This window comes from Microvirga soli, assembly GCF_016734765.1.
Lineage (GTDB): Bacteria > Pseudomonadota > Alphaproteobacteria > Rhizobiales > Beijerinckiaceae > Microvirga > Microvirga soli.
Window position 1 is genome coordinate 1 of sequence record NZ_JAERQE010000050.1, and the last position, 21,610, is coordinate 21,610.

Genomic DNA, 21,610 nt, shown 5'->3' on the forward strand with positions numbered 1-21,610 from the left:
GGCTTGCCTCCCGGGCCATATCCTAGTCAACGCGCAGCCCACCCGAATGGATTCAAGCCCAGATCAAAAGCGCTTTAATCTCCGTCCACGTACTTCCGTCTTTTCTCACTCCATTGATACTGACTCTGCCGTTTTCCATAGATACGCGTTGAACCGAGCCGTCGGAATTGTGCTGCGTATACTGTCCGTTACCTTTAATGTCTCTCGTGCCGGAACGGTATAGATCGCCGTTCGGAGCGAAGGTTGTGAACTGAGAACTTCCGTTGGCCGCTATCAACTCGACATTTTTAGATCCGTCCGAAGCATAAGTGGTCTCCGATCGAGTTCCATCTGTGCGAAATTCCTGGATCTGCCGACTTCCATCCGTCCAAACGAGTGTCACGGTTCGAGTACCGTTCGCATGGCGTACTTCATTGACTTCCTTTAGGTTCGCTTCGATGACTTCGCCATCATGTGACCTTGGTTGTTTGATACCTCCACTCAATGCTATCGGCTGGCCATTCTGGCCAAGAGTGACCACACTCATGGTTCCATCCGTCCTCTCGGACGTTTGCACAATCCTGCCATCCACTACGGTTGTTGTAACACGGGTTCCATCTGGTCGGGTCTGCACTGTCGTGCCGTTGCCGGACGTTACGCTGCCGTTGGCGTGTGTTGTAATCGGGCCAGCGCCTCCGACACCTCCGGTGCCCGCACCAGCTTGCGCACCCCCATATCCAACAGATCCGCCGTGTTGACCCATGTAGTCCAAATAGGCCTGCTCAAGAGCACTGTACATACTTATCTCCCTTGAAAGCCAAGAGGCTTTCTGATAGTGCCAAATCGATACTGGTCGTCTTCGGCAGACCTGTTCGGAACTTGCCAAGGCTACCAATTCTTCGCTGCTTTCCGGCCTGTCTGGATCTCAACCAGGAGGAAGGAAGCTACATCTTTGTAATGAGATTATTATCATTATAACGTGACAAAACACACCTCTCTATATCGAGAGGGAAGGCTCTGCAGCGCGATAAGAGGCCCTCAATGCCATCATCGGCTTCGCGGAAGTGATGCAGAGCGGCATCTCCGGCTCGCTCGGCTCTGAATTGATCAACCTCTTCTCAGAAAAAGATTGTAGCTGCTCTCGACATAGAGTGTTCTGTAACTTACCGGCTCGATTTGCCCCTCACAGGCTGGCCCTTAGAAGCTCCATCATCGGCGCTTTAATTTTCGCCTGAACTGCATCGTCTTGCCTCGGATCTGGTCGTTTTTCATCATCCAAGCCCTACTAGGGGAGCAGTTTATTGGCATAGCGGCGGCCACGCTTGCCATGCGTGCATTCACACATAAACAAAAAGGGCGGCTCGAGAGCCGCCCTTTCGATAATGTCTGGCTGAGTGAGCCTTAGCGCTTCGAGAACTGGAAGCTGCGGCGGGCTTTCTTCTTGCCGTACTTCTTACGCTCGACAACGCGCGGATCGCGGGTCAGGAAGCCTTCCTTCTTGAGCGGGCCGCGAAGCTCCGGCTCGTAGTAGGTCAGCGCCTTGGCGAGGCCGTGACGGACCGCGCCGGCCTGGCCGGAGAGACCGCCGCCGTCAACGTTGACGGTGATGTCATACTGGCCTTCGCGCTGGGCGATCTGGAGCGGCTGAGCGAGGATCATGCGCAGCACGGGACGGGCGAAGTAGACCTCGGCCGTGCGGCCGTTGATCACGATCTTGCCGGAGCCGGGCTTGATCCACACGCGGGCAACCGCGTCCTTGCGCTTGCCGGTAGCATAGGCGCGACCGAGCGAGTCGAGCTTCTGGACGTGCTTCGGAGCTTCCGGAGCAGCGGCCTCAGCATTGGTGCCGAGATCGGCGAGAGACTGGAGGGTCGCCATGATTATGCTCTCACGTTCTTGCTGTTGAGGGCGCCCACATCCAGCGTCTCCGGCTGCTGGGCCGTATGCGGATGCTCAGCGCCCTTGTAGACGCGCAGGTTGCCCAGGATCTGACGGAAGAGCGGGCCGCGGGGAAGCATGCGCTCCACAGCCTTCTCAACAACGCGCTCAGGGAAGCGGCCGTCAAGAATGAACTTGGCGGTGCGTTCCTTGATGCCACCCGGATAACCGGTGTGGTGGTAGTACACCTTCTGCTCGCGCTTGCGGCCGGTGAACACCACCTTGTCGGCGTTGATGACGATAACATTGTCGCCGCAGTCGACGTGGGGCGTGTAGCTCGGCTTATGCTTGCCGCGCAGGCGCATGGCAACCACTGACGCGAGACGGCCTACAACGAGGCCCTCTGCGTCGATCACAACCCACTTCTTCTCGACATCGGCGGGCTTCAGCGAAGTCGTAGTCTTCATTGCGCTGTTTCCCATTCGAGCCATATGGCTCAGGTTCTAAAAACGACAAACCGCCGCGAGATGCGGCGGCGAGTAAGGGCTGTTTAGTGTTATCAAAGGCGGAAGTCAACCGGAAACCAGAGGCATGCCAGCATCAGAAAGCCCATATAGCACAGCTGTTTACCTTGATGCGGTAATATGAAACCACATATGAGGTATTATAAGACCACACGATTTCTAGTTCAAATCATCGAAGGCTATGCTTGGCCTTAAGTCTGAGGCACAATCAGCTTAAATCATAACGAGGGGCTCTCCATGGCTGATGACCTGATCTTCTTCACAAATCCCATGTCGCGTGGTCGTATCGTACGCTGGATGCTGGAGGAAACGGGCTGCGCCTATCGCACGGAGATTCTGGGCTTTGGGTCGGATATGAAGGCCTCCGGCTACCGGGCCATCAACCCCATGGGCAAAGTGCCGGCAATTCTTCATGAGGGTGTGGTCGTCACCGAGGCGGCGGCGATCTGCGCCTATCTGGCCGATGCCTTCCCTGGCGCAAGGCTGGCGCCCCCGATCGGCGATCCTCGCCGGGGCACCTATTACCGCTGGATGTTTTTCGCAGCCGGCCCGGTTGAGGCGGCCGTCAGCAACAAGTCCCTCGGCTTCGAGGTACCAGCCGACCGTCAGGGCATGGTTGGCTATGGCTCCATCGAGGATGTTCTGAGCGCCCTCGAATATGCGGTGTCCCAAACCGAGTATATCGCCGGAGATCAGTTTACCGCAGCGGATGTCTATGTGGGTGCTCAGCTCGGCTGGGGCATGATGTTCGGGACAATCGAGAAGCGGCCTGCCTTCGAGGCTTATTGGAGCCGCATCGGCAACCGTCCGGCAGCCATCAAGGCGCGCGAGATCGACGACGCACTGCTGCCGCCGAGGACTTGAGCCGGGCTCTGAACGTCAGCGACGATCCGGGATCGAATAGGTCCCGGTTGCGTGGCAGACCACGTCCGAGCTGCCCTCCGAATAGATGGAGACGTCTCCGACCGCCAGTCGCTTGCCCAGCTTCAGCAGGCGGCACTCGGCGATGAGGTCCCGCTGCTCGGGCTTTCTCAGGAAGTTGAAGTTCAGGCTCGTGGTGACGGCGAGTGCCACAGGGCCGATATGGGCCAGAATCGCCACGTAGAGGCCAAGGTCCGCCAGGGCCATCATGGACGGTCCGGAGATCGTTCCTCCCGGGCGTATATGGCGCTCGTGGTAGGCCATCCTCATCCTAGCCGAGAGAGGCCCGACCTCATCCACGAAATAGGTCTGCCCGCCCATATGGATCTGCGGGAACTCCCGGTCGAGAAAGGCCACGAGTTCGTCTCGGGTCATGATGGGATGGTGCGATGCCATGAATGTGCGATGCTCATTGAACTGCCCTGTCCTATCCCATACGTTCCCTTTATGAATCACGACAATTATCCGAACGATTACATCCGCGGCATCCTCAACAGCGTGAAGACCATCGCGATGGTCGGGGCCTCACAGAACCCGGCCCGCCCAAGTTGGATCGTCACCAAGTACCTGCTGGAGCGGGGCTACGATGTCATCCCGATCAATCCTGGACTGGCGGGCACCGAGCTGCTCGGCAAAACGGTGTACACCTCCCTGAAGGATGTGCCTGTCCCGATCGATATGGTCGAAGTCTTCCGCAATTCGGAGGCCGCCGGACCCATCACTGACGAGGCACTGGCGCTCGACCCGCTGCCGAAGGTCATCTGGATGCAGCTTTCCGTTCGCAACGACGAGGCCGCCGCCAAGGCCGAGGCAAAAGGCCTGCAGGTGGTCATGGACCGCTGCCCGAAGATCGAGTTCGGCCGCCTCTCCGGGGAGATCTCCTGGCAGGGCGTCAATTCACGGATGATCAGCGCGAAGAAGCCGGTTCTCTCAGGAAAAGGCTTCCAGAAACTCAGCCTCAATCGGCCGTAAGTCGTAGCGAAAGCCTTATAGCTAATGCCTTGACCCGAAGAACGGTTCGTTCTTTATAGAGAACAGAACGTTGTCTTTGTGAGGAAGAGGCTGCTCCCATGACCGATCGTCTGCCAGGTTTCAACACGCTCGCCATTCACGCCGGAGCGGCCCCCGATGCAGCCACCGGCGCACGGGCGACACCGATCTATCAAACGACATCCTTCGTCTTCGACGACGTGGATCACGCCGCTTCGCTGTTCGGGCTTCAGGCCTTCGGTAATATCTATTCCCGTATCGGCAACCCGACCTGCGCGGTTCTCGAGGAACGTGTTGCGGCGTTGGAGGGTGGCACAGCAGCCTTGGCAGTGGCATCGGGCCATGCGGCCGAGTTCCTGACCTTCCATACCCTGCTTCAGCCCGGCGACGAGTTCGTGGCCGCCCGCAAGCTCTACGGCGGCTCCATCAACCAATTCAACCACGCCTACAAGAATTTCGGCTGGAACGTGGTCTGGGCCGATTCGGACGATCCATCTTCCTTCGAGGCGGCCATTACGCCAAAGACCAAGGCGATCTTCGTCGAATCCATTGCCAATCCAGGCGGCGTGATCGTGGATCTCAAAGCCATCGCGGCCATCGCCAAGAAGCACCGCATCCCGTTCATCGTCGACAACACGATGGCCTCGCCCTACCTAATCCGCCCGTTCGAGCATGGGGCCGACATCATTGTGCACTCGGCCACCAAGTTCCTCGGCGGCCACGGCAACTCGGTCGGCGGACTGATCGTGGACGGTGGCACGTTCAACTTCGCCGGCGACGACCGCTACCCGATGCTGTCCAAGCCGCGGCCGGAATATGCCGGCATGGTGCTGGGCGAGACATTCGGGAATTTCGGCTTCGCCATCGCCTGCCGCGTTCTCGGCCTGCGCGATCTGGGCCCTGCCCTCTCGCCCTTCAACGCCTTCCTGATCCTCAACGGAATCGAGACCCTGCCCCTGCGCATGCAGCGACACTCGGACAATGCCCTGACAGTCGCCGAGCATCTGCAGGGCCACAGCAAGATCTCCTGGGTCAGCTATCCTGGCCTGCGCTCGGACCGCTATCACAACCTCGCGCAGGAATACTGCCCCAAGGGTGCCGGCGCGGTGTTCACATTCGGGCTCAAGGGCGGTTACGAGGCCGGTGTGAAGCTGGTGTCCAACCTCAAGCTATTCTCGCATCTGGCCAATATCGGCGACACCCGCTCCCTGGTGATCCACCCGGCTTCGACCACGCACCGTCAGCTCACGGACGAGCAGAAGACTCAGGCCGGCGCCGGCCCGGAGGTGGTGCGCCTGTCCATCGGTCTTGAGGATACGCAGGACCTGATCGACGACCTCAATCAGGCGCTGGACGCAGCCTGAGCCCCGCAGGAACGGCGGCAAGACAAAGAAAAAGGGCGGCTCAAAGCCGCCCTTCTTCATTTACTGAACCTCGGCGCTAAGCAGCGCGCGAAGAGCCTGCCTTCTTGTAGGTATTGTGGATCGCGTTGAGCGAGCGCTCAAGCGCCGTCCAGAGACGGCCGATCTCGTCAGCGCCCTGAGACCCGGCATCGTATTCCCGGGCGCCCTCGCCTGTTGCGAGCGAGAGCGTCAGTTCCGGCCGGTGCGTGATCTGGCCTGCCCAAACGGGGACTTGAAGCGCGTTCAGGGCTCCACGCGCGTCAGCCACGACGGCAGCCTCGCTATCCCCGTGCTTGGCCGGGGCAGCGTTGATGACGGCCGCATAGGGCTTGCGATTCTCGCGCGCGATGGCCACCGTGTCCTGGAGGGCCGCGATGTCGAACAGGCTTGCCCGAGTCGGAATGATCACGAGGGTTGCCTGCTTGATCGCCTCGGCAACGATCGAGGACTTGTTCGGCGGTGTGTCGACGAGAACCCACTCATAGCCCTCTCGCTTGGCGTCCCGGATGGCATCCGCAATGTTGCGGACATTGTGCCTGAGGCCAAGGTATTCCTGGTTCCGGATCTTGTGCCACAAGGACAAGGAACCCTGCGGGTCGTTGTCGATCAGCAATGTGGGGCGTGAAGGGTTGGCGATATAACTCGCGAGATGAGCAGCGAGCGTGCTCTTACCCGAGCCGCCTTTTCGCGAAGCAAAGACCAGCACGTTCATGCCTGACTCCTTATCAGCCTGTTCCTGCAGCACTACGCTTGAGGGTTAAGGCTATCTTAATATTGTTCACCTGTAGCAGAGCAAGACCTGATTTCCTAATTCCTGCACTGTTCCCACTAGGATTTTCACGTTCTTCCGCTGAATCTGCCCGGATGACGCCTGTTGAGCAGTCGCAGAGCTAAGCTTTATAAGGCTTCGCAGACTATGGCTTTGTCGAGATTTCCAAAGTCTTTTGCTGTCGAGAGACAAAGCCGCAAAGCTTTGCGCCCAAATCGGCGCTGCTGTTTAAGAAACCGGACCAGCTTATTCACAATTCGTGTTCCAAGCAGCTTTGAAGCCTCGGAACCACCCCTCTGCTTGGCCGTTAAGCTCCAGACTTCACCATTTAGGAGCTGACACATGTCGAAGAAGATCTTGTTTGCAGGCGCTGTTCTGGTTGTCCTTGCCCCGGTTGGCGCTTTCGCTCAGTCCGGCGGCGCTGCAGCCGGTGCAACCACCGGTGCCGTTGGCGGCGCCATCGTCGGCGGTCCGGTTGGCGCAGCCATCGGTGGCGTGACGGGTGCGATCGTGGGCGGCCTCGCCGATCAGCAGCAGCCGCAGTTCCGTCAGTACGTGGTGACCCAGGGCGTGCCGTCCTACCGCTATCAGGAAGAGGTTCGCGTTGGCGCGACCCTCCCGGCTTCCGGCGTACAGTACTATGAGGTTCCGCAGCAGTACGGCGTCACCAACTACCGCTACACGGTTGTGAATGACACTCCGGTTCTGGTCGAGCCCGGCACCCGCCGCATCGTCCAAGTCATCCGCTAATCGCGCTAGTGGTTGAAGAATTTGGGCGGCCGAAAGGCCGCCCTTTTCTTTTGTCAGACCGCGCTGACACGAGCATGGACGACGGCCATAGCCAGAACGGCCATGGCGAAGACCTGATGAGCCAGACCAGCCCAGAGGGGCACCACGAGCAGCAGGGTCACAATGCCGAGCACCATTTGGGCTAAGGTCAAACCGGCCACGGCCGTCGTCCGGCTTGCTGCCTTCGAACCAGAAGCTGTCTGCCGAAGACTCCAGGCATGCCATAGGGCGAAGGCCACGATGGCATAGGCGACCAAGCGGTGGTTGAACTGCACCAGCACGACATTATCGACGAAGTTCTCAATCCAGGGTGAGACTGAAAACAGGGCTGAGGCCGGCGGAACGAAGACACCGTCCATCAAGGGCCAAGTGTTGTACGTCAATCCAGCCTTCGAGCCCGCCACAAGGCCGCCAAGAGCGATCTGGAACAGGATCAGACCCATGAGGATGCGCGGCGCGTATCCTGCATGCGCTTCCGGTGCTTGATCGGAGCGGTCCTTCAGTCCGGCCGCGACCCAGACGAGACAGGCCAGGATGATGCTGGCGACCGTCAGGTGCAGGGCAAGTTTGATGGGAGCCACGGCCGTCATGCCGGGCTCGAGCCCTGAGGCCACCATGATCCAGCCGATGGCGCCCTGCAGCCCGCCGAGGGCCCCGATGCCCAGGAGCGTCAGAGCAAGCCTGCCCTTAATAACACCCCTGGCCCAGAACCACACCAGCGGCAGGAAGAACGCAAGGCCGATGAGGCGACCCAGCTGCCGGTGTCCCCATTCCCAGCCATAGATGAACTTGAACTCAGACAGGGTCATGCCTTTGTTCATGAGTTCATACTGGGAGATCTGCCTGTATTTCTCGAACTCGATCAGCCAAGCCTGCTCGGTGAGCGGCGGGATGGCGCCCGTGACCGGGCGCCACTCGGTGATCGAAAGGCCGGAACCGGTCAGGCGCGTGGCGCCGCCGACGGCAACCATCAGCACCACCAGAACGGCAAGAAGATAGATCCAGGCGCGAACCGCGGACAGGGATCGGGTTTGAGGCACGCGCGCCAGCGGCATGCCCTCGGTGGAGGCTGCGACAGCCATGCTCACTCTCATCATCGATTAGGGCTTGAACCCAGGATACGGACGTCACATAGAGGCTGCGCCTCCCGGAGGCAATTCATGCCGATGACGCACCGTCGGGATGAGGTTCAATCAGGTTGAGGATTTGGCCATGGGCACGCGCACGCGCAAGCTGATCGGGACAGTGGTGATGCTGGCCTTCATCTTCTTTTATGCGCTCTTCGCCATGGCGGTCGCCGAAGGGCGGATCTCCGAGGCCCCGAAGCTCATCCAGACACTGGCTTATATCGTTCTAGGCCTCATTTGGATCGTCCCGCTCATGCCGCTCATCCGTTGGATGGCAAAGCCGGATAACCCTGAGACTTAAGCGCCGCCGACGCCTTCTATGATCGTGCCGGTGCCGCCGCAGGTCTGGCATGCCGCCGCACCGACACGGCCGCTGCCCTTGCATTCCGGGCACACATTCTCACCTGTGCCGGGCGTACCCGGTTCCGCCTGATCGCCGGGATTCAGCTTCGTCCGATCGGAGCCGGCCTGATCTTTCGGGGTGCTGGTCATGGCAAATCTCGCATGGTTCTCCTGCGATCAACGCGGCAGCAAAACCCCGGTTCTCCACCGTTTCAAAGAAAAGGCCCACTCGGAGGTGGGCCTGATCGAAAGCATCAGTGACAGACTCTGCGGCTGCGGTGCTCCCAGCCCCAACCGGGAACCCATTCCCGGTAGCGTTCGGTCGTGCACTGCTCCACATAGACCCGCTCGCGGATCGGGCGCTCGTAGTAGACCGGCACCCGACGCTCTTCCACATAGACCGGTGGCGGCGGAGGCGGAGCCCGGTAGACGACAGGCGGCTGAGGCTGCGCCACAGCGGCGCCGACGGCAGCACCCACGGCAAGACCGCCCAGAGCGCCAAGAGCCACAGCAGCCCCAGGCGACAGGCGATCACGCGCTGCAGCCGGCTCGGCAACAGCCAGCCCGGAAACCAGCGCCAGAGCAGCGGCTGTGCCGGAAACAAGACGGAAGATCTTCATGATCAACAACCCCGACAGAAGGGAGGCCCCATGTCTCCCTCTTCATGTCATGAGATATACTGTTCGAAACCTCTCTGAAAGCTGAACGGATTGTGGCAAAGCTTGGGTTTTGGCCGTTCTTGGCGGAATACTTAGCAACCTCTTAACGCGGGTTTCGCAGCCGTTTCAGTCGGCAGCGGTCCGCAACGGCACCGAGAGAAGCACGCGCACCAGATCGGCCTGCCGGTTGGTGTCCGTCTTGCGGAACAGGTTGCTCTAGTTGTTGAAAGGGACAACAGGGTTGGCGGATGTTGAGTGGATTTAATCATAGGTGACCGTTTCGCGTACGCCCGTTGTAATGGCCTACCCAAACGATAGACCGCTCCCAGAATCGCGGTAGGGCTCCATCGGACACAGTGCATGGTCGATACTCGAACACCTGAGCAACGCCGTTACATCATGCAGTCGGTCCGGAGCAAGAACACTGGACCCGAAATGATCGTTCGGCGGATCGCACATGCGCTTGGCTACCGTTTCCGGGTGCATCGACGGGACCTCCCCGGCACCCCCGACCTAGTTTTCCCCAGCCGACGAAAGGCCATCTACGTCCACGGGTGTTTCTGGCACGGCCATGGCTGCCCGAAGGGGAAACTGCCGAAATCCCGACCGGAATTCTGGATTCCGAAGATCGCCAGGAACAAGGAGCGTGACGCGGACACCGTCGCCGCGATGGAAGCCATGGGATGGGAGACGTTGACTCTCTGGCAATGTGAGACAAAGGATCGCGACGCCGTCGTCAAAGCGCTTGTGGATTTCCTCGGCCCGCCCGGAGCGGTGGCCTCCGCCTCGCGTTAAGCTCAGCGGCGGGAGCCAAGTTGAAGAATGACACGACCTATTGGAATTGACCTTTTTGCTGGTGCTGGCGGACTGAGCCTGGGCTTCGAGCAGGCTGGGTTTGACGTACGCGCGGCTGTCGAGATCGACCCAGTTCATTGCGCCGTCCACAAGTTCAACTTCCCGAATTGCACCGTCATCTCGCAGTCTGTCGCAGATGGCCTAACTGGACGTGACATCCGGAAGCGCGCCGGGCTCGACGACGCCGAAATTGATTGCGTTTTCGGCGGCGCGCCTTGCCAGGGCTTCTCGTTGATCGGGCAGCGCGTCTTGGACGACCCACGCAATCGGCTCGTTCTCGAATTCGTACGCCTCGTCGCGGAACTGGGCGCGAAATATTTCGTGTTCGAGAACGTTAAGGGCCTCACGGTCGGTACCCACCGGAAATTCCTCGACGAACTCGTCGCTGCCTTCGACGAGGTAGGCTACTCCGTACGCCTCCCATGGCGGGTCCTCGACGCTGCGGAATATGGTGTCCCGCAGCATCGGGAGCGTTTGTTCCTGCTGGGAGCCCGCAAGGGGCTTCCCCTCCCGGAATACCCACTGCCGATAACACGTGCTGCCGACGACCGTGCTGCCGACGACCGTGCTGCCGCCTTGGACCTGCCAACAGGGCCGACGTGTGAGGAAGCTCTCGGCGACTTGCCGAATGTGGACCTTGTCGAGGACCTCAAGGCCACCGACGCCGTGTTCCTCGACGATTATGATGTGCCGAGTGCGTATGCCCGCGAGATGAGGTGCCTGTCGAACGACGCATGGCACCTGGGTTACGTACGGCGATGGAATCCCGCCCGGCTCACATCTAGTTGGCGCACAGAGCACACCGACATCTCGCAACGACGGTTTACCGAAACCCAACCGGGAGCAGTCGAACCGATCTCCCGCTTTTACAAGCTGTCGCCGAACGGGCTGTCGAACACTCTCAGGGCCGGTACGGACGGGGCTCGGGGGGCATTCACGTCCCCGCGTCCGATTCACTACAAGTACCCACGGTGCGTGACCGTGAGAGAGATGGCTCGCCTGCACGGCTTTCCGGATTGGTTTCGCCTACATGCAACGAAGTGGCATGGTGCGCGACAGATCGGGAATGCGGTACCCCCACCGCTTGGGCGCGCAGTAGCTGGGGCTGTTGTGCGCGTGCTCGGATGCAAGCCGTCCCGACCGCGCCGCTATCTCACGCTTGGCGACGAAGCGCTCCTTTATATGGACCTCAGCGAGGCAGCCCGTCATTTTGGCGTCGAACCGCCAGCTTCGCGCCGTGATCGAAAAAGCGGGGCTCGTAAACGCAAACAGCACGAGACCGAAGCGGCTCGGCTCGCTGCCCTGGAGGCGGCGAGTGGCTAATTCGGCGTCCCCACCTACAAACAGCTATCAAGCGATCATCGAGCACATCTTCGTCAGCCGATATCAGCCTGGTCAGACGGAGGTTGAATTCGACCGCGACGAGTTGGTCCACGTCGCAGGCCACCTGGGCGTCGCAGTTCCCAAGAATCTCGGAGATGTTATCTACTCCGTGAGATATCGGACGGGGCTCCCCGAAGCTGTCACGGCGACCCAGCCCCCAGGCATGGAGTGGATCATCGAAGGACGCGGGCGGGCAAAGTACGTATTCAAGCTGGTGACGTTGAACCGAATCCTACCTCGCGAGGACCTTGCGACCATCGGTATCCCCGACGCGACACCGGAGATCATTCGGGCCTACTCACTCGACGACGAACAAGCCCTACTGGCGATTGTTCGATACAATCGGTTGATCGACGTGTTCCTCGGCCTCACGACGTTCAGCCTCCAGAATCACCTCAGAACGACCGTGAGGGGCATCGGACAGATCGAGATCGACGAACTTTATGTCGGCATGGACAAACACGGGTGCCACTACGCCATTCCCGTACAAGCCAAGGGCGGCACCGACCAGATCAGCGTCGTCCAGACCAAGCAGGACATCGCATGGTGCGCTCAGCGGTTTCCAGGGATGAGGGTTCGGGCGATCTCGGCGCAGTTCATGACCGACGACCGGGTCGCAATGTTTGAACTCACCGTGCAGGATGACGCCGTGAAAGTCGTCGAGGAACGGCACTACAAGCTCCTCCCTGCCACCGAACTGGATCAGAGCGCCATCCGGACCTACCGTAGCTGATCGGAACTTCTAACCGAGTTCCCCGTCGAACAACGGCGGTGCGTACGCGATGAAGATTCGCATCTCTTGCTACGGCCACTTCCAGTTCTTGTAGGCATCAAGGAGGGCGGCGATCTCGTCCGCCGCCTCCGGGGCAACGACATGATCGTGATAATCGTAGCTGACCCACTTGGGCTCGGCATTGATATCGTTCGGCTTGAAGGGCTGCACCTGCGGATCAGGATTCATGTGCAGGAAGGCTGTGTTGATCGTCTTCAGCCACGAGAACAATATCGCCTTGCCGCCTGCCGCCTCGATAAACGCCCGCGCTACGTCTAAGCTACGACCGTTGGTGCAAAAATCGTCTGCAACCAGTACGGTCTTGCCCGTAAGCCTCAACGGGCTCGCTGGAGGTGTCGGACGATCATAATGCCGAGGATAACGGTTCAGGTGGATCGTCTTTAACTGGTTGAGAAAGGTCTTTTCGTAGGGCTTAGCATACTGACTTTTGATCGCAGGCGTATGCCGAAGAATGAAGTCGGCCAAGTACGGCTTCCTGAAGCACTTGCCGAACACCGTCATCAACGCGTCGAGGCCCTTGCGAACCTCGCTTGATGAATTCGGATTGTGCCCTGGGAAGGCGCACAGGTAATCAATTTGGTGGATGAGTCCGGAAAAGTAGAGCGTCGAGACGATCATCAAGAACCAGAAGCGACGCTGCCCACCATCCTCCTTCGCAGCCGATTTCGCGTCCGCGCTGAACTCCGCGAAGTTCGGCTTGTATGTCGAGTACGGTCCCATCGCTCGTACGTGGAGATCGGAATCGGAGATTGACCAGTAGATCGGATGTTCACGAAGAGCGAAAATCTCGCAGAACTGAGCGAGGCTGCTGATGGACGGCACCTCGAACCCATAGTCAATCTGCTGCGGGTACCACCCAGGCCGGATCAGGAGTAGTTGATTGTTCACCCCGGCAGGCACGTCGGCGTCGCTGTTGCCGACCAAGACGGTCTCATGTCGGGAAACACCAAGCTCGGCCAAGATCGGATCGACCGATCCTGCACGCTGCCTCGTGGGTAGTCCGCCTTGACCGGCCAGAAAGAGCCTGACAGGAACTCCAGACCTACGAGAGAGGTATTCATGGACTGGTTCACCGTCGATCATCGCTCGGTGTCGTGACCAAAAAGCGACTTGGACTCCGCGTACGCTCATCCGCTCGGTGAAGGTGACGAGTTCATCGAGAATATCAATCCGGGCCTTTCCATCCGCACCAATGGTACCGTTGGGGCTGATCAGAACTAGCTTCAGAGGCATCAGGGTAGGTTCCGGAACAAATCAATCTGCGCGGGACTCTGGGGGACACGCTGCCTTAGCAACTCCGCCGAGATCGCATCGCGGAACGCCATGTGATCTTTGGGCACCTGGAAGGTGATATCGGCGTCGCCAGCGTCGGCTTTGGGGTCCACCCCGAACATCGTCAGCCCGAAAACAGGGCGGGAGAGGCTTCTAGCGAAGCGTACGGTGTGCGCTGTTCCCGATTTCCGGCTCCATTCCGCAGGAACAACAACCTTCGAGAGGGCAGCTTGAAGCCTATTCCGCCAGACAAATGTCTCCGAGGTCGGACCCTGATCAGGCAGGTACTCCGAGACCAGCGCACCACCGCGCTCCACGATAGCCTCGCCCAGACTGAAGTGCTTCGCAGGGTAGGTCTTGAGAATGCCGGTTCCCAGCACCGAGATCGTGGGCAGCGAGAGCCGTAAACACCACTCGTGGACGACGCGGTCGATCCCCTTAGCGAGGCCGCTCACCACTGGTGCTCCGAGTTCGCGGGCGCACGACACCGCGAACTTTGCCAGGAACTCGCCCTCCTCGGTCGGTTCGCGAGTACCAACGACGGCGACAGACGGTTGCGTCAGAAGGTGATGATTGCCCCTGACGAAAACCCATAAAGGGCGCAGCCCAGGAGGCATTTCGTGGAAGGCATCCGGATAATCCGGGTCCCCCTCGAAGATTAGGCGCACTCCCCGATCCACAAGCGAGCCTGCCACCTCCAGTCCGAATGACCATAGCTGTCTCCGAAGTTCGTCCCAGGTCTGGAACCCCTCGGATCGAGCGGAGAAGCGCGCGCCTGCATCCGCAAGCAGGGCATCGAACGCGCTTACGTCCTTGGTCGCAATCAGGTTTCGGATACCGTCACGACCTCCAAGCCGAACCAAGGTCTGGAACCCGACGCCGTGGAATCTGCCTAGACCGAGGAATGCGACACCTTCTGCCGAGTACCCCATACCCTCAAGATTTCGGTGCAACTCTGATGGGTGAACTTCCAACGGCGTCTCGATCTCTCGGTAGTGGTGGTTGGGGCGTACGAATACTTTTACAGATCGCCCAGTTCAATGTCATGGGGCAGCATCTACGACATCCACAGCGGCGGCAATCACGCCGCCTACGATCTGCGGCGACGATGCCATCTACCGTTCGCCCATACAAAAAGGGCCGGTTCGCCCGGCCCCAATTTGCTCTGCGTTGTAGTTCCCCGCCCGACTAGGCCGCGACCACCTTCGTCTCTCCGAGCAACTCACCTAGGGTAATGTACTCGAAACGAACGATCTTGAGACGGCTGTGACCACCCTCATTCGCGGGGACACCCCGGAAATAGCGGTACTCGTCGGACATCCACCACATCAAAGCTGCGGCTTCATGGAGGGGAAACTCAACCTCATCACCCTTCGGGCCGACCTTGACCATGCCATTCTCGTTCGCGGCTGTGTGATCTAGGCGGCGACCATCCTTCGAGATTCCTACCGGAACTAAACGGGTGAGCAAATGTGGCTTCGTCTTCTCGATCTTCGCGAGCAGCGGGAGCTTTTTCGTCTTCATCAGGTCCTCCTTTATGCGTCGGTGGTGCTTTGGGTGCGCTTCTTGCCTAGTTCATTCAGTTTCAGGAGAAGCCTGACCCCCTTCTCTGCTACGGGGTCGCGGATGAACTCGGCGATATCGGGATATGCCTGTCTGAGGATTTCGCAGGTCCAAGCCGCAGCTTGGGCCTCCGTAAAACCGAGAGCCAAAAACAGCTTGGGGAAGACCTCGGGGGGAATGGGGGTGCGGCCCTTACGCCAATTAGCAACATTCGCTCGACTCCCTCCCTCATAACCCAGGGCTTGGATGGCCTTGATCAGGGCCGCGTCAGACATGCCTCTGTTAGCCATCCAGCGGTTGAGCCACGCACTAGGCTCCTCGCTGGCGGGTTCATCTGGGCCTAAGCCCTGAGTTGGAACTTCGTACGGTCGAGCAACTGCCACAATGACCTCCTGTATACCTAAGATATACATGTATATGGGACATATACATAAGGCCGTCAAGGGCGTCCGGAGCAGTTTAGCAAATATCGTGTCCGTTTAGGTATGGCCTAGGGGTCATGCTGGATTTGAGCAGGAACACGTCCGTACAGGTTGACTTTCACCAACGGATACGTTTATATACGGACACTACCTCAACGGACATTTGGTGCGCGTGTGAAAACCGTTCTCTACTGCCGGGTCTCTGTTTCGGAGCAAACGCTCGATCATCAGCGTACGCAGGCTGAAGCCGCAGGCTACAAGATTGACGAGGTTGTCGCCGATCACGGAGTTTCGGGTGTAACCACCCGTCTACGTGATCGACCGGAAGGTCGCCGCCTTTTTGACCTACTGAGGGGCGGCGACGTTTGTTTGGTCCGTTGGGTGGACAGACTCGGGAGAGATTATCAGGACGTTTCCGACACCCTCCGCGAGTTCATGCGGAGGGGGGTGATCGTCAAGACGATCATTCATGGCATGGTGTTCGACGGCAGCGTCAAGGACCCGATGGCACAAGCCGTACGCGATGCGTTGATCGCGTTCATGAGCGCTACGGCCCAAGCACAGGCTGAAGCGACGCGGGAGGCTCAACGCGCCGGGATCGCACATGCCAAGGCAAGGGGAGACCGATACAAAGGCCGGAAGCCATCCTACTCGCGTGTGCAATACGAAGCTGTACGGTCCATGTTGGACCAGGGCTCCGGGATTAGCGCAATCGCCAAGAGTACCGGTCTTTCGCGGCAGACTGTCCACCGTATCCAGGGCGATCCCGCCGCCGCCGAAATGGCTTTGGCATCATGGAACATGTGATGTTGATGAGACCTCTAGCTGTCGTTCGCTATCGTCACCGTCGCCCAGGCTCCCTTGCGTGGACGTTGACCGCGTGGTCGGGTCGTATGAGGCAGCCGCTGGAGTCACTCGTCATCCAGGAACTTCGCCGCCAGCGGCCGACAGGAACCGAAATCGAGATTGTCGAACTTCACTGGCGTTAGGACATCCGCAATCCGAGGGTTCAGTCTCTTGTTCCACGAGGAAGTTTCAGGTTCGCGGCGCGCCGGTTAACGCCCGCGAGCCATGACCTCAACGACGCGTACGCCTGCGTCGATTCCGGCGATGATCTCGACGATCTCGCAACGCAAGCTGTCTGGAACTTCGGCAGCAATCTCCGTTAGACGATCTCGCAGATCGCGCATAATCGGGAGTCCACCCCGCGCGCCCAGTACATCGCGATGAAGCACGTCGGCGACGTAGCCGCTGCGTTTCGCCAAGAAGTTCCGGGAAAACTCACGTTTGCTGCGTACGAGACCAGCTTCTTTCAGGCGCTCGTACACAATACTAAAATTTATTGCGATCATAATCCATGTTTTGATAAATATTATAGCTAAATCATATCAACAAAGCATGGTGATGACTAAACAATTCTCAAAGCTAGACGCAATTCATTACGCGAATACATTATCCATTCAGCGCCTCGTACGTCAATATTTATCCCTTCATCCAGCAGATTTTGCGGAACTTCACCCCGCAAACGTGTGGGAGATCGGCGGGATCACGATCACCGCCGTACGCATTGGCTGCCGTACGGGTGTGCCGCACACCTGCACGACGTGGCGTTACTTGATCTCTGGCGACAACTGGTCGATGGCCGTTCGTGCGGTTTGGCAGGCTGACGGCACATTGCTTCAACCTACGGCGACGCACTGCCAGATCGAGAGCTATCATCCGGACACGCCTGAGACACGCCGCAGCGTCAACGCGTGGCTACATGGCGTGGCTTGGTGAGCCAGAATGGACCTCGACACGTGGCGGCCCACGGTACGTGCGGAGATGGGCGCGATGAAGCATGCCCCTCACGAGCGGCTCTGGTGGGCCACCATAATCTTCGCCGTCCTCGTCGTGCGACTTGATGACGACCGATCCGAGGAGATCAAGGCGATTATTGCGGAGCACAAGACCGCCTGGGAGGCCGTTTTGCAGGACACTGGCTCCATCGCGCGCGACACGGGCACCCGGTGGGCCGGGTCGGTCGAGATCGACCTCCTGCACCCGCACCATTATTGCGGAGGGGCCAAGCGGCGTTTGCTGGCAGACCTTGGAGTCGATATCGACATGCTGACGATGGATCACCGCGTGCTGATCGTGCATGCCCACCTTGTCGTAGACTGTCGTGGTCACACCCGCCGCAAACTGGCCCGATCTATTCGTGCTCAATGGCCGGGCCTGCGCCGTGTGGTCCTTGCAGCAATCTCGGAGCACGGCACCGTAGCCGCGAACTTATCCCGCCTTGCCGACTATACGACAAAATTCCGCCTGCAATATTCTGACGCCTGGGACGGGAAACGGACGCGGTATGGAGCGCAGTATGAGAGCGCTTGGCGCAGGTATATGGCCGACCTTTACAACAACGTAGGGTGGTGCAACTTCATTTTCTCGCACGTGCGCGTGCAGTCTGCATCCACCCCCAAAAGCCGAAATAGTCTTGCTGAACAGCATGTTAAATCAACCGAGGATCATCACCAGTTGATAGTAGACGAGATACTCATACAAGAGCCGCAGGGGAATATGGAAGACAATAAGAAACCATCGCCATCTCCGCACGAAGTTCTCGAAAAACTGCGGGCACGTCTTGCCGTACGCCATTGCGGACCGGTCCATGCCCTTGAAGGCCGCGATTGCGAGAATCGCATCGGCGAAGAAGTCCGAATTCCCGCCTCATCGGCGATCCCTCCGAACCCGTCCGCAGCCCGTTGCGCCGAATGTAAGGCCATGTACCCCGGTATTTAGGAGAAACGCCATGCGCATCCACGAACTCTTTGGCGGCGAACTTCGCGACGATCACCTCTCGGCGTACATCGACATGGAACGCATTCCTCCGGACCTGCTGCGTGAACTTCAGACGCTTTTCGCACGCCAAGAAGTTCCGGCGTACAACGTGGATTTGTTGCAGGTTCTCTACGGCCAAGCGGATGATGATCGACGGGATCGTCTCGAACTCGACCTGCTATCTCTCGACGTACGCCTCCGCCGGGCTGAGGTCGCGGCCAAATTGGCCGACGCTATCAAGACCCGTGCCGACACGGCTCGCGTCTCCACAGTGTAGGGCGCGCAGAGGATCAGTGTCCTCTTACGATTTTCTCGAAGACTTCGGCGCGCCTCGGCACCTCAACCATCTCGACCACACCATCTACCATCCGCCCCACGCTCAGGAACGGCTCCTTACGCATTTGTCCGGTTTGGACAAGAGGAACGAGGCTGAAATGATCAATTAGATCGACCCTATGTCCGCCGTTTCTGCCCTTTAGGCGAGACTGCTTGAACCGGTATGCAGCCATCCCTCCCAATAAGATAACGTCGATGGTGCCGGTGGCCGGATCAAAGCGCATATCGTCGATGAACGTACGCAAAGCCGCCGAGAGCCTCGTCCGGATAGTTAGACGGGTCGCGTCGTCGGCGTTGGCGAGTTCAGCCCGCAACTTCATAATCCGGGCTTCGATGTCAGCCCGGCTGTCCTTCTGCGCCACGATGCTGATCCGGCGATGCTCCTGGGCCTTGAGTGCCGCCTGCTCCTTGCCGATGGCGATGATCTCGGCGCGCAGTTCTTTCTCGTACTCCGCGATCAGCGGGTCGTCGTCATCCGCCTCCTTGATGCGCTTCATCAAGCGGGAGCGGCCCTTCTCTAGGCCCTCGATTTTCATCTGGGTTGCGGCAATCTCGTTCTCGACCCTGCGGAGTTCTGAGCCGGTTTCAGGTTGAGCAAACAACTCGCTCAGCCGATATTCTGACACATGGTCTAGGATCGCGGACTCCAGAGCCTCCAAGCCGAAGTAGAATGAGGCATCGCAACCCCGATTCTGCGCAGCGGTCGTGCAGACGTAGTAGTGGCGCTTCCCCGAGCCCTCTTTCTCTCTGCTACTCCGCCCGAAGTTTCGGACTTTCATGACACCCGAACACCAAGCGCAATGGACGCGCCCGGAGAACAGGTTGGTCATTGCCGCACCCTTACGGCCCCGCTTATTCGTGCGGCGGCCCGCCTGGACCTTCGCCCACATACTCTCCTCGATGACTGCCGGGTACCAACCGTCGATAGCCTCCCCGAGTTTCACCTTCTTCCCATCCTCGACCTTGCCGGGCTCGTAGATGCCGAGGACGGCTTTGTTGGTGAGCAGGTTCATGATGGTGGTCGGGTGCCACGCCTTCCCCTTCTTCGCGACGGTATTCTTGAAGGGTTCGTACGCAATATCCCCCGCCGCAAAGCGTGCGTTCAGGAGACGGGAGATCGTGTAGGCCGCCATGCCGCCCGCAGCCAGATCGAAAATCTCACGTACGATTTTCGCACGATCAGGGATTTCCTCATATCTGCCATTCTCTCCAAGCCGAAGCCACGAGGGGCAGACGCTGCCACGCGTCCCTTTAAGCCGACGCCCTACCCAGGAATCTGCGACGCGAGTCGATTTCTTCTCGCTCTCCTCGTTCGCGCGCTTCATGATGAGCAGGGACTCGAACATCCCGAACTCGGTGTCATACGTGGTTTGGTCGTGGATTTTCTTGTCCTTGAGCGTGACAATCCTTATCCCGGCGTTGATCAGGTCCAGGATAGCTGGCAGAGCCAGACGGGGCCTCTGCCGCGAGATGCGATCCAGGTCCTCAACGGCCAAGATCGCCCCTGGCGGAACCTTCCCCTGTTCTACATCCGCATACAACGCTCGGAGGGAGCCTTCGAGGAGGTTCTTTCCCCGATATGCCGAGACGCCCAAGTCCTCGTAGCTCCCGAAGGTCGCGAGTTTGTACTTCTCGACGAAATCCTGAAACTCCTTGGTCTGGCGGCGGTAGCTGTCGCCCTTACTCTGCACCTTCGCAGAGTATCGCAAGTACGAGATGACCGGTGTGCCCGGCTCAATTTTGAGGTCCATCGAGGCCGCCCCATTTGCGGAAGGGCCGACCTTCTACCCATAATCGGCACATTCGACAAGCTGAGGTTCTTGAGGTGGAAGACGACGGTCGTCTGAGCCACCTCGAGTTCCTCAGCGATCTGGTCCAGGCGCTTGCCGTCGATCAGCATCAGCGCGACGCGTGTCTCGGACGGTGTCAGGTTATAGAGGCGAACCAGCGTGTCGCCGGAAACCTTGGCGCGCTGCTCCGTATCGATGACGAGCAGAACCACGGCCTCGGGGCGCTCCTCAGGCGAGAAGCGCTGACCTGGGATCAGCACGAGGTAAGGCCGTCCACCGGAGACGCGCGGGAAGGAAATGATCTCGTCGAGGGTTTCCTCCTCGAAGGCCTTCTCAATTGCCGAATAGAGCTTGCTGTTCTGCTTGGCGACGGAGCCTCTGATGACGCCTTGCAAGGCGCTCAGGCCATCGTCTTCGGCAAGGATGCGCTGCGCCTCCTTGTTCATTACCCGAACCTCTCCGGCCTCGTTGACGATCACGACACCCACGAGGAAGCGGTCAAAAGCGAAAGTGGCCTTGTAGAGGGCATCAACGGTGCGCCCCTCAGAAGCCTTCAGGATTTCCTGCCAGGATTCCTCCGCCCGATGAACGGCGCTCGTCTGCACCCGCGCAACCTGATCGAGACGAGCCGCGACGGTCGCGAGCAGGATCTCATAATCAATGGGTTTGACCAGATAGTCGTCCGCTCCGGCCTGTTTTCCGATCAGGACGTCGTTGCGTTCAGCCAGGGCCGTGAGGAAGATGAAGGGCACGTCGACCATGTTTCCCTGCTCGCGCAGGGCTTTGAGAACATCATAGCCGCCAAGCCCGGGCATGGTGATGTCGCAAAGGACAAGATCAGGCCGATGCTTTTCGAGAAGCGCCAGGGCCTCGCTGCCGTTGGCTGCCTGAAGCACGCGATAGTTGGCAGCTTCCAGCTCCTCGGCGAGGTCGCTCCGGAGATCGTTTTCGTCTTCAACGCAGAGAATTGTTTTGTGTGTTGTCATAATCGTGGT

At 59.2% G+C, this 21,610-nt stretch carries 26 protein-coding genes and 1 pseudogene; 12 read left to right on the forward strand and 15 right to left on the reverse strand.

Translation table 11 applies throughout. The features are described 5' to 3' along the window. Window positions 1-52: 52 nt before the first annotated feature. The 3 genes from JKL45_RS24660 to rplM all read right to left on the reverse strand — a co-directional run bounded on the left by JKL45_RS24660 (window position 53) and on the right by rplM (window position 2,324). Window positions 53-778: a hypothetical protein gene (locus tag JKL45_RS24660; RefSeq protein WP_201864452.1), complete on the reverse strand. Its 726-nt coding sequence runs from the start codon at window positions 776-778 to the stop codon at window positions 53-55. 602 nt (window positions 779-1,380) lie between these two features. After that, window positions 1,381-1,857, reverse strand: a complete 477-nt coding sequence (rpsI, locus tag JKL45_RS24665; protein WP_196265472.1) for a 30S ribosomal protein S9 — start codon at window positions 1,855-1,857, stop codon at window positions 1,381-1,383. A 2-nt stretch (window positions 1,858-1,859) separates the two neighbouring features. Then, window positions 1,860-2,324, reverse strand: a complete 465-nt coding sequence (rplM, locus tag JKL45_RS24670; protein ID WP_201864453.1) for a 50S ribosomal protein L13 — start codon at window positions 2,322-2,324, stop codon at window positions 1,860-1,862. Between the two features lie 294 nt (window positions 2,325-2,618). Between rplM and JKL45_RS24675 the strand changes: the two genes are divergently transcribed. Next, entirely contained in the window at window positions 2,619-3,245 is a 627-nt protein-coding gene (locus JKL45_RS24675; RefSeq protein WP_201864454.1) for a glutathione S-transferase family protein, read from the forward strand. Between the two features lie 15 nt (window positions 3,246-3,260). Here the strand turns inward: JKL45_RS24675 and JKL45_RS24680 are convergent, their stop codons facing one another. Continuing rightward, window positions 3,261-3,698 carry a PaaI family thioesterase gene (locus JKL45_RS24680; protein ID WP_201864455.1) on the reverse strand — a complete coding sequence of 146 codons (438 nt, stop codon included), beginning with the start codon at window positions 3,696-3,698 and terminating at the stop codon, window positions 3,261-3,263. Between the two features lie 51 nt (window positions 3,699-3,749). Here JKL45_RS24680 and JKL45_RS24685 point away from each other — a divergent pair, with 51 nt between their 5' ends. Both JKL45_RS24685 and JKL45_RS24690 read left to right on the forward strand, forming a co-directional pair. Continuing rightward, window positions 3,750-4,274: a CoA-binding protein gene (locus JKL45_RS24685; RefSeq protein WP_246498921.1), complete on the forward strand. Its 525-nt coding sequence runs from the start codon at window positions 3,750-3,752 to the stop codon at window positions 4,272-4,274. 98 nt (window positions 4,275-4,372) lie between these two features. Next, the gene (locus JKL45_RS24690; RefSeq protein ID WP_201864457.1) at window positions 4,373-5,656 is read left to right on the forward strand and encodes an O-acetylhomoserine aminocarboxypropyltransferase; all 1,284 of its coding nucleotides are present in this window, start codon (window positions 4,373-4,375) and stop codon (window positions 5,654-5,656) included. A gap of 76 nt (window positions 5,657-5,732) precedes the next feature. Here the strand turns inward: JKL45_RS24690 and JKL45_RS24695 are convergent, their stop codons facing one another. Further along, window positions 5,733-6,407, reverse strand: a complete 675-nt coding sequence (locus JKL45_RS24695; RefSeq protein ID WP_201864458.1) for an AAA family ATPase — start codon at window positions 6,405-6,407, stop codon at window positions 5,733-5,735. A 399-nt stretch (window positions 6,408-6,806) separates the two neighbouring features. Here JKL45_RS24695 and JKL45_RS24700 point away from each other — a divergent pair, with 399 nt between their 5' ends. Then, complete coding sequence (locus tag JKL45_RS24700) at window positions 6,807-7,214, forward strand: DUF1236 domain-containing protein (protein WP_201864459.1); 408 nt, start codon at window positions 6,807-6,809, stop codon at window positions 7,212-7,214. 53 nt (window positions 7,215-7,267) lie between these two features. Here the strand turns inward: JKL45_RS24700 and JKL45_RS24705 are convergent, their stop codons facing one another. Beyond that, a complete protein-coding gene (locus JKL45_RS24705) occupies window positions 7,268-8,308 on the reverse strand; it encodes a COX15/CtaA family protein (protein WP_246498923.1) in 1,041 nt (346 codons plus the stop codon). Window positions 8,309-8,465: 157 nt separating this feature from the next. On the opposite strand from JKL45_RS24705, the gene JKL45_RS24710 reads away from it, so the two are divergent. Continuing rightward, a complete protein-coding gene (locus JKL45_RS24710) occupies window positions 8,466-8,681 on the forward strand; it encodes a DUF2842 domain-containing protein (protein ID WP_201864461.1) in 216 nt (71 codons plus the stop codon). Here JKL45_RS24710 and JKL45_RS24715 read toward each other — a convergent pair. Further along, entirely contained in the window at window positions 8,678-8,872 is a 195-nt protein-coding gene (locus JKL45_RS24715) for a hypothetical protein (protein WP_201864462.1), read from the reverse strand. The genes JKL45_RS24710 and JKL45_RS24715 overlap by 4 nt on opposite strands. A 104-nt stretch (window positions 8,873-8,976) precedes the next feature. Beyond that, entirely contained in the window at window positions 8,977-9,342 is a 366-nt protein-coding gene (locus JKL45_RS24720; RefSeq protein WP_201864463.1) for a hypothetical protein, read from the reverse strand. Window positions 9,343-9,741: 399 nt separating this feature from the next. On the opposite strand from JKL45_RS24720, the gene JKL45_RS24725 reads away from it, so the two are divergent. The 3 genes from JKL45_RS24725 to JKL45_RS24735 are packed head-to-tail and all read left to right on the forward strand — an operon-like array spanning window position 9,742 to window position 12,352. Continuing rightward, complete coding sequence (locus JKL45_RS24725) at window positions 9,742-10,176, forward strand: very short patch repair endonuclease (RefSeq protein ID WP_201864464.1); 435 nt, start codon at window positions 9,742-9,744, stop codon at window positions 10,174-10,176. 27 nt (window positions 10,177-10,203) lie between these two features. Next, on the forward strand, window positions 10,204-11,559 hold the full coding sequence (locus tag JKL45_RS24730; RefSeq protein WP_201864465.1) for a DNA cytosine methyltransferase: 1,356 nt from the start codon (window positions 10,204-10,206) through the stop codon (window positions 11,557-11,559). Then, entirely contained in the window at window positions 11,552-12,352 is an 801-nt protein-coding gene (locus JKL45_RS24735) for an endonuclease (protein WP_201864466.1), read from the forward strand. Before JKL45_RS24730 ends, JKL45_RS24735 begins: the two co-directional genes overlap by 8 nt. 69 nt (window positions 12,353-12,421) lie before the next feature. Here the strand turns inward: JKL45_RS24735 and JKL45_RS24740 are convergent, their stop codons facing one another. The 4 genes from JKL45_RS24740 to JKL45_RS24755 all read right to left on the reverse strand — a co-directional run bounded on the left by JKL45_RS24740 (window position 12,422) and on the right by JKL45_RS24755 (window position 15,522). After that, the gene (locus tag JKL45_RS24740) at window positions 12,422-13,645 is read right to left on the reverse strand and encodes a phosphoribosyltransferase (RefSeq protein ID WP_201864467.1); all 1,224 of its coding nucleotides are present in this window, start codon (window positions 13,643-13,645) and stop codon (window positions 12,422-12,424) included. Further along, window positions 13,645-14,658, reverse strand: coding sequence for a DNA-processing protein DprA (locus JKL45_RS24745; RefSeq protein ID WP_201864468.1), 1,014 nt, complete (start codon window positions 14,656-14,658; stop codon window positions 13,645-13,647). Before JKL45_RS24745 ends, JKL45_RS24740 begins: the two co-directional genes overlap by 1 nt. Before the next feature lie 214 nt (window positions 14,659-14,872). Beyond that, window positions 14,873-15,208, reverse strand: a complete 336-nt coding sequence (locus JKL45_RS24750) for a hypothetical protein (RefSeq protein ID WP_201864469.1) — start codon at window positions 15,206-15,208, stop codon at window positions 14,873-14,875. 11 nt (window positions 15,209-15,219) lie between these two features. Further along, on the reverse strand, window positions 15,220-15,522 hold the full coding sequence (locus tag JKL45_RS24755) for a helix-turn-helix domain-containing protein (RefSeq protein WP_201864470.1): 303 nt from the start codon (window positions 15,520-15,522) through the stop codon (window positions 15,220-15,222). A 321-nt stretch (window positions 15,523-15,843) separates the two neighbouring features. On the opposite strand from JKL45_RS24755, the gene JKL45_RS24760 reads away from it, so the two are divergent. Further along, on the forward strand, window positions 15,844-16,476 hold the full coding sequence (locus tag JKL45_RS24760; RefSeq protein WP_201864471.1) for a recombinase family protein: 633 nt from the start codon (window positions 15,844-15,846) through the stop codon (window positions 16,474-16,476). A 248-nt stretch (window positions 16,477-16,724) separates the two neighbouring features. On the opposite strand, the gene JKL45_RS24765 is transcribed toward JKL45_RS24760, so the two are convergent. Continuing rightward, window positions 16,725-17,021, reverse strand: coding sequence for a DUF6626 family protein (locus tag JKL45_RS24765; RefSeq protein ID WP_201864472.1), 297 nt, complete (start codon window positions 17,019-17,021; stop codon window positions 16,725-16,727). Between the two features lie 52 nt (window positions 17,022-17,073). Between JKL45_RS24765 and JKL45_RS24770 the strand changes: the two genes are divergently transcribed. From JKL45_RS24770 to JKL45_RS24780, 3 genes are read left to right on the forward strand one after another with little or no spacing between them, the layout of a single operon-like run. Further along, window positions 17,074-17,448 carry a hypothetical protein gene (locus JKL45_RS24770; RefSeq protein WP_201864473.1) on the forward strand — a complete coding sequence of 125 codons (375 nt, stop codon included), beginning with the start codon at window positions 17,074-17,076 and terminating at the stop codon, window positions 17,446-17,448. A 6-nt stretch (window positions 17,449-17,454) separates the two neighbouring features. Beyond that, a complete protein-coding gene (locus tag JKL45_RS24775) occupies window positions 17,455-18,450 on the forward strand; it encodes a hypothetical protein (protein ID WP_201864474.1) in 996 nt (331 codons plus the stop codon). Window positions 18,451-18,460: 10 nt separating this feature from the next. After that, on the forward strand, window positions 18,461-18,766 hold the full coding sequence (locus JKL45_RS24780; protein ID WP_201864475.1) for a hypothetical protein: 306 nt from the start codon (window positions 18,461-18,463) through the stop codon (window positions 18,764-18,766). A gap of 13 nt (window positions 18,767-18,779) precedes the next feature. Here the strand turns inward: JKL45_RS24780 and JKL45_RS24785 are convergent, their stop codons facing one another. Together JKL45_RS24785 and JKL45_RS30185 are read right to left on the reverse strand one after the other, a co-directional pair. Continuing rightward, window positions 18,780-20,576, reverse strand: a complete 1,797-nt coding sequence (locus JKL45_RS24785; protein WP_201864476.1) for a recombinase family protein — start codon at window positions 20,574-20,576, stop codon at window positions 18,780-18,782. Window positions 20,577-20,650: 74 nt separating this feature from the next. Continuing rightward, window positions 20,651-21,601 (reverse strand): annotated as a pseudogene (locus JKL45_RS30185) (response regulator); the annotation flags it as partial. Between the last annotated feature and the right edge of the window lie 9 nt (window positions 21,602-21,610).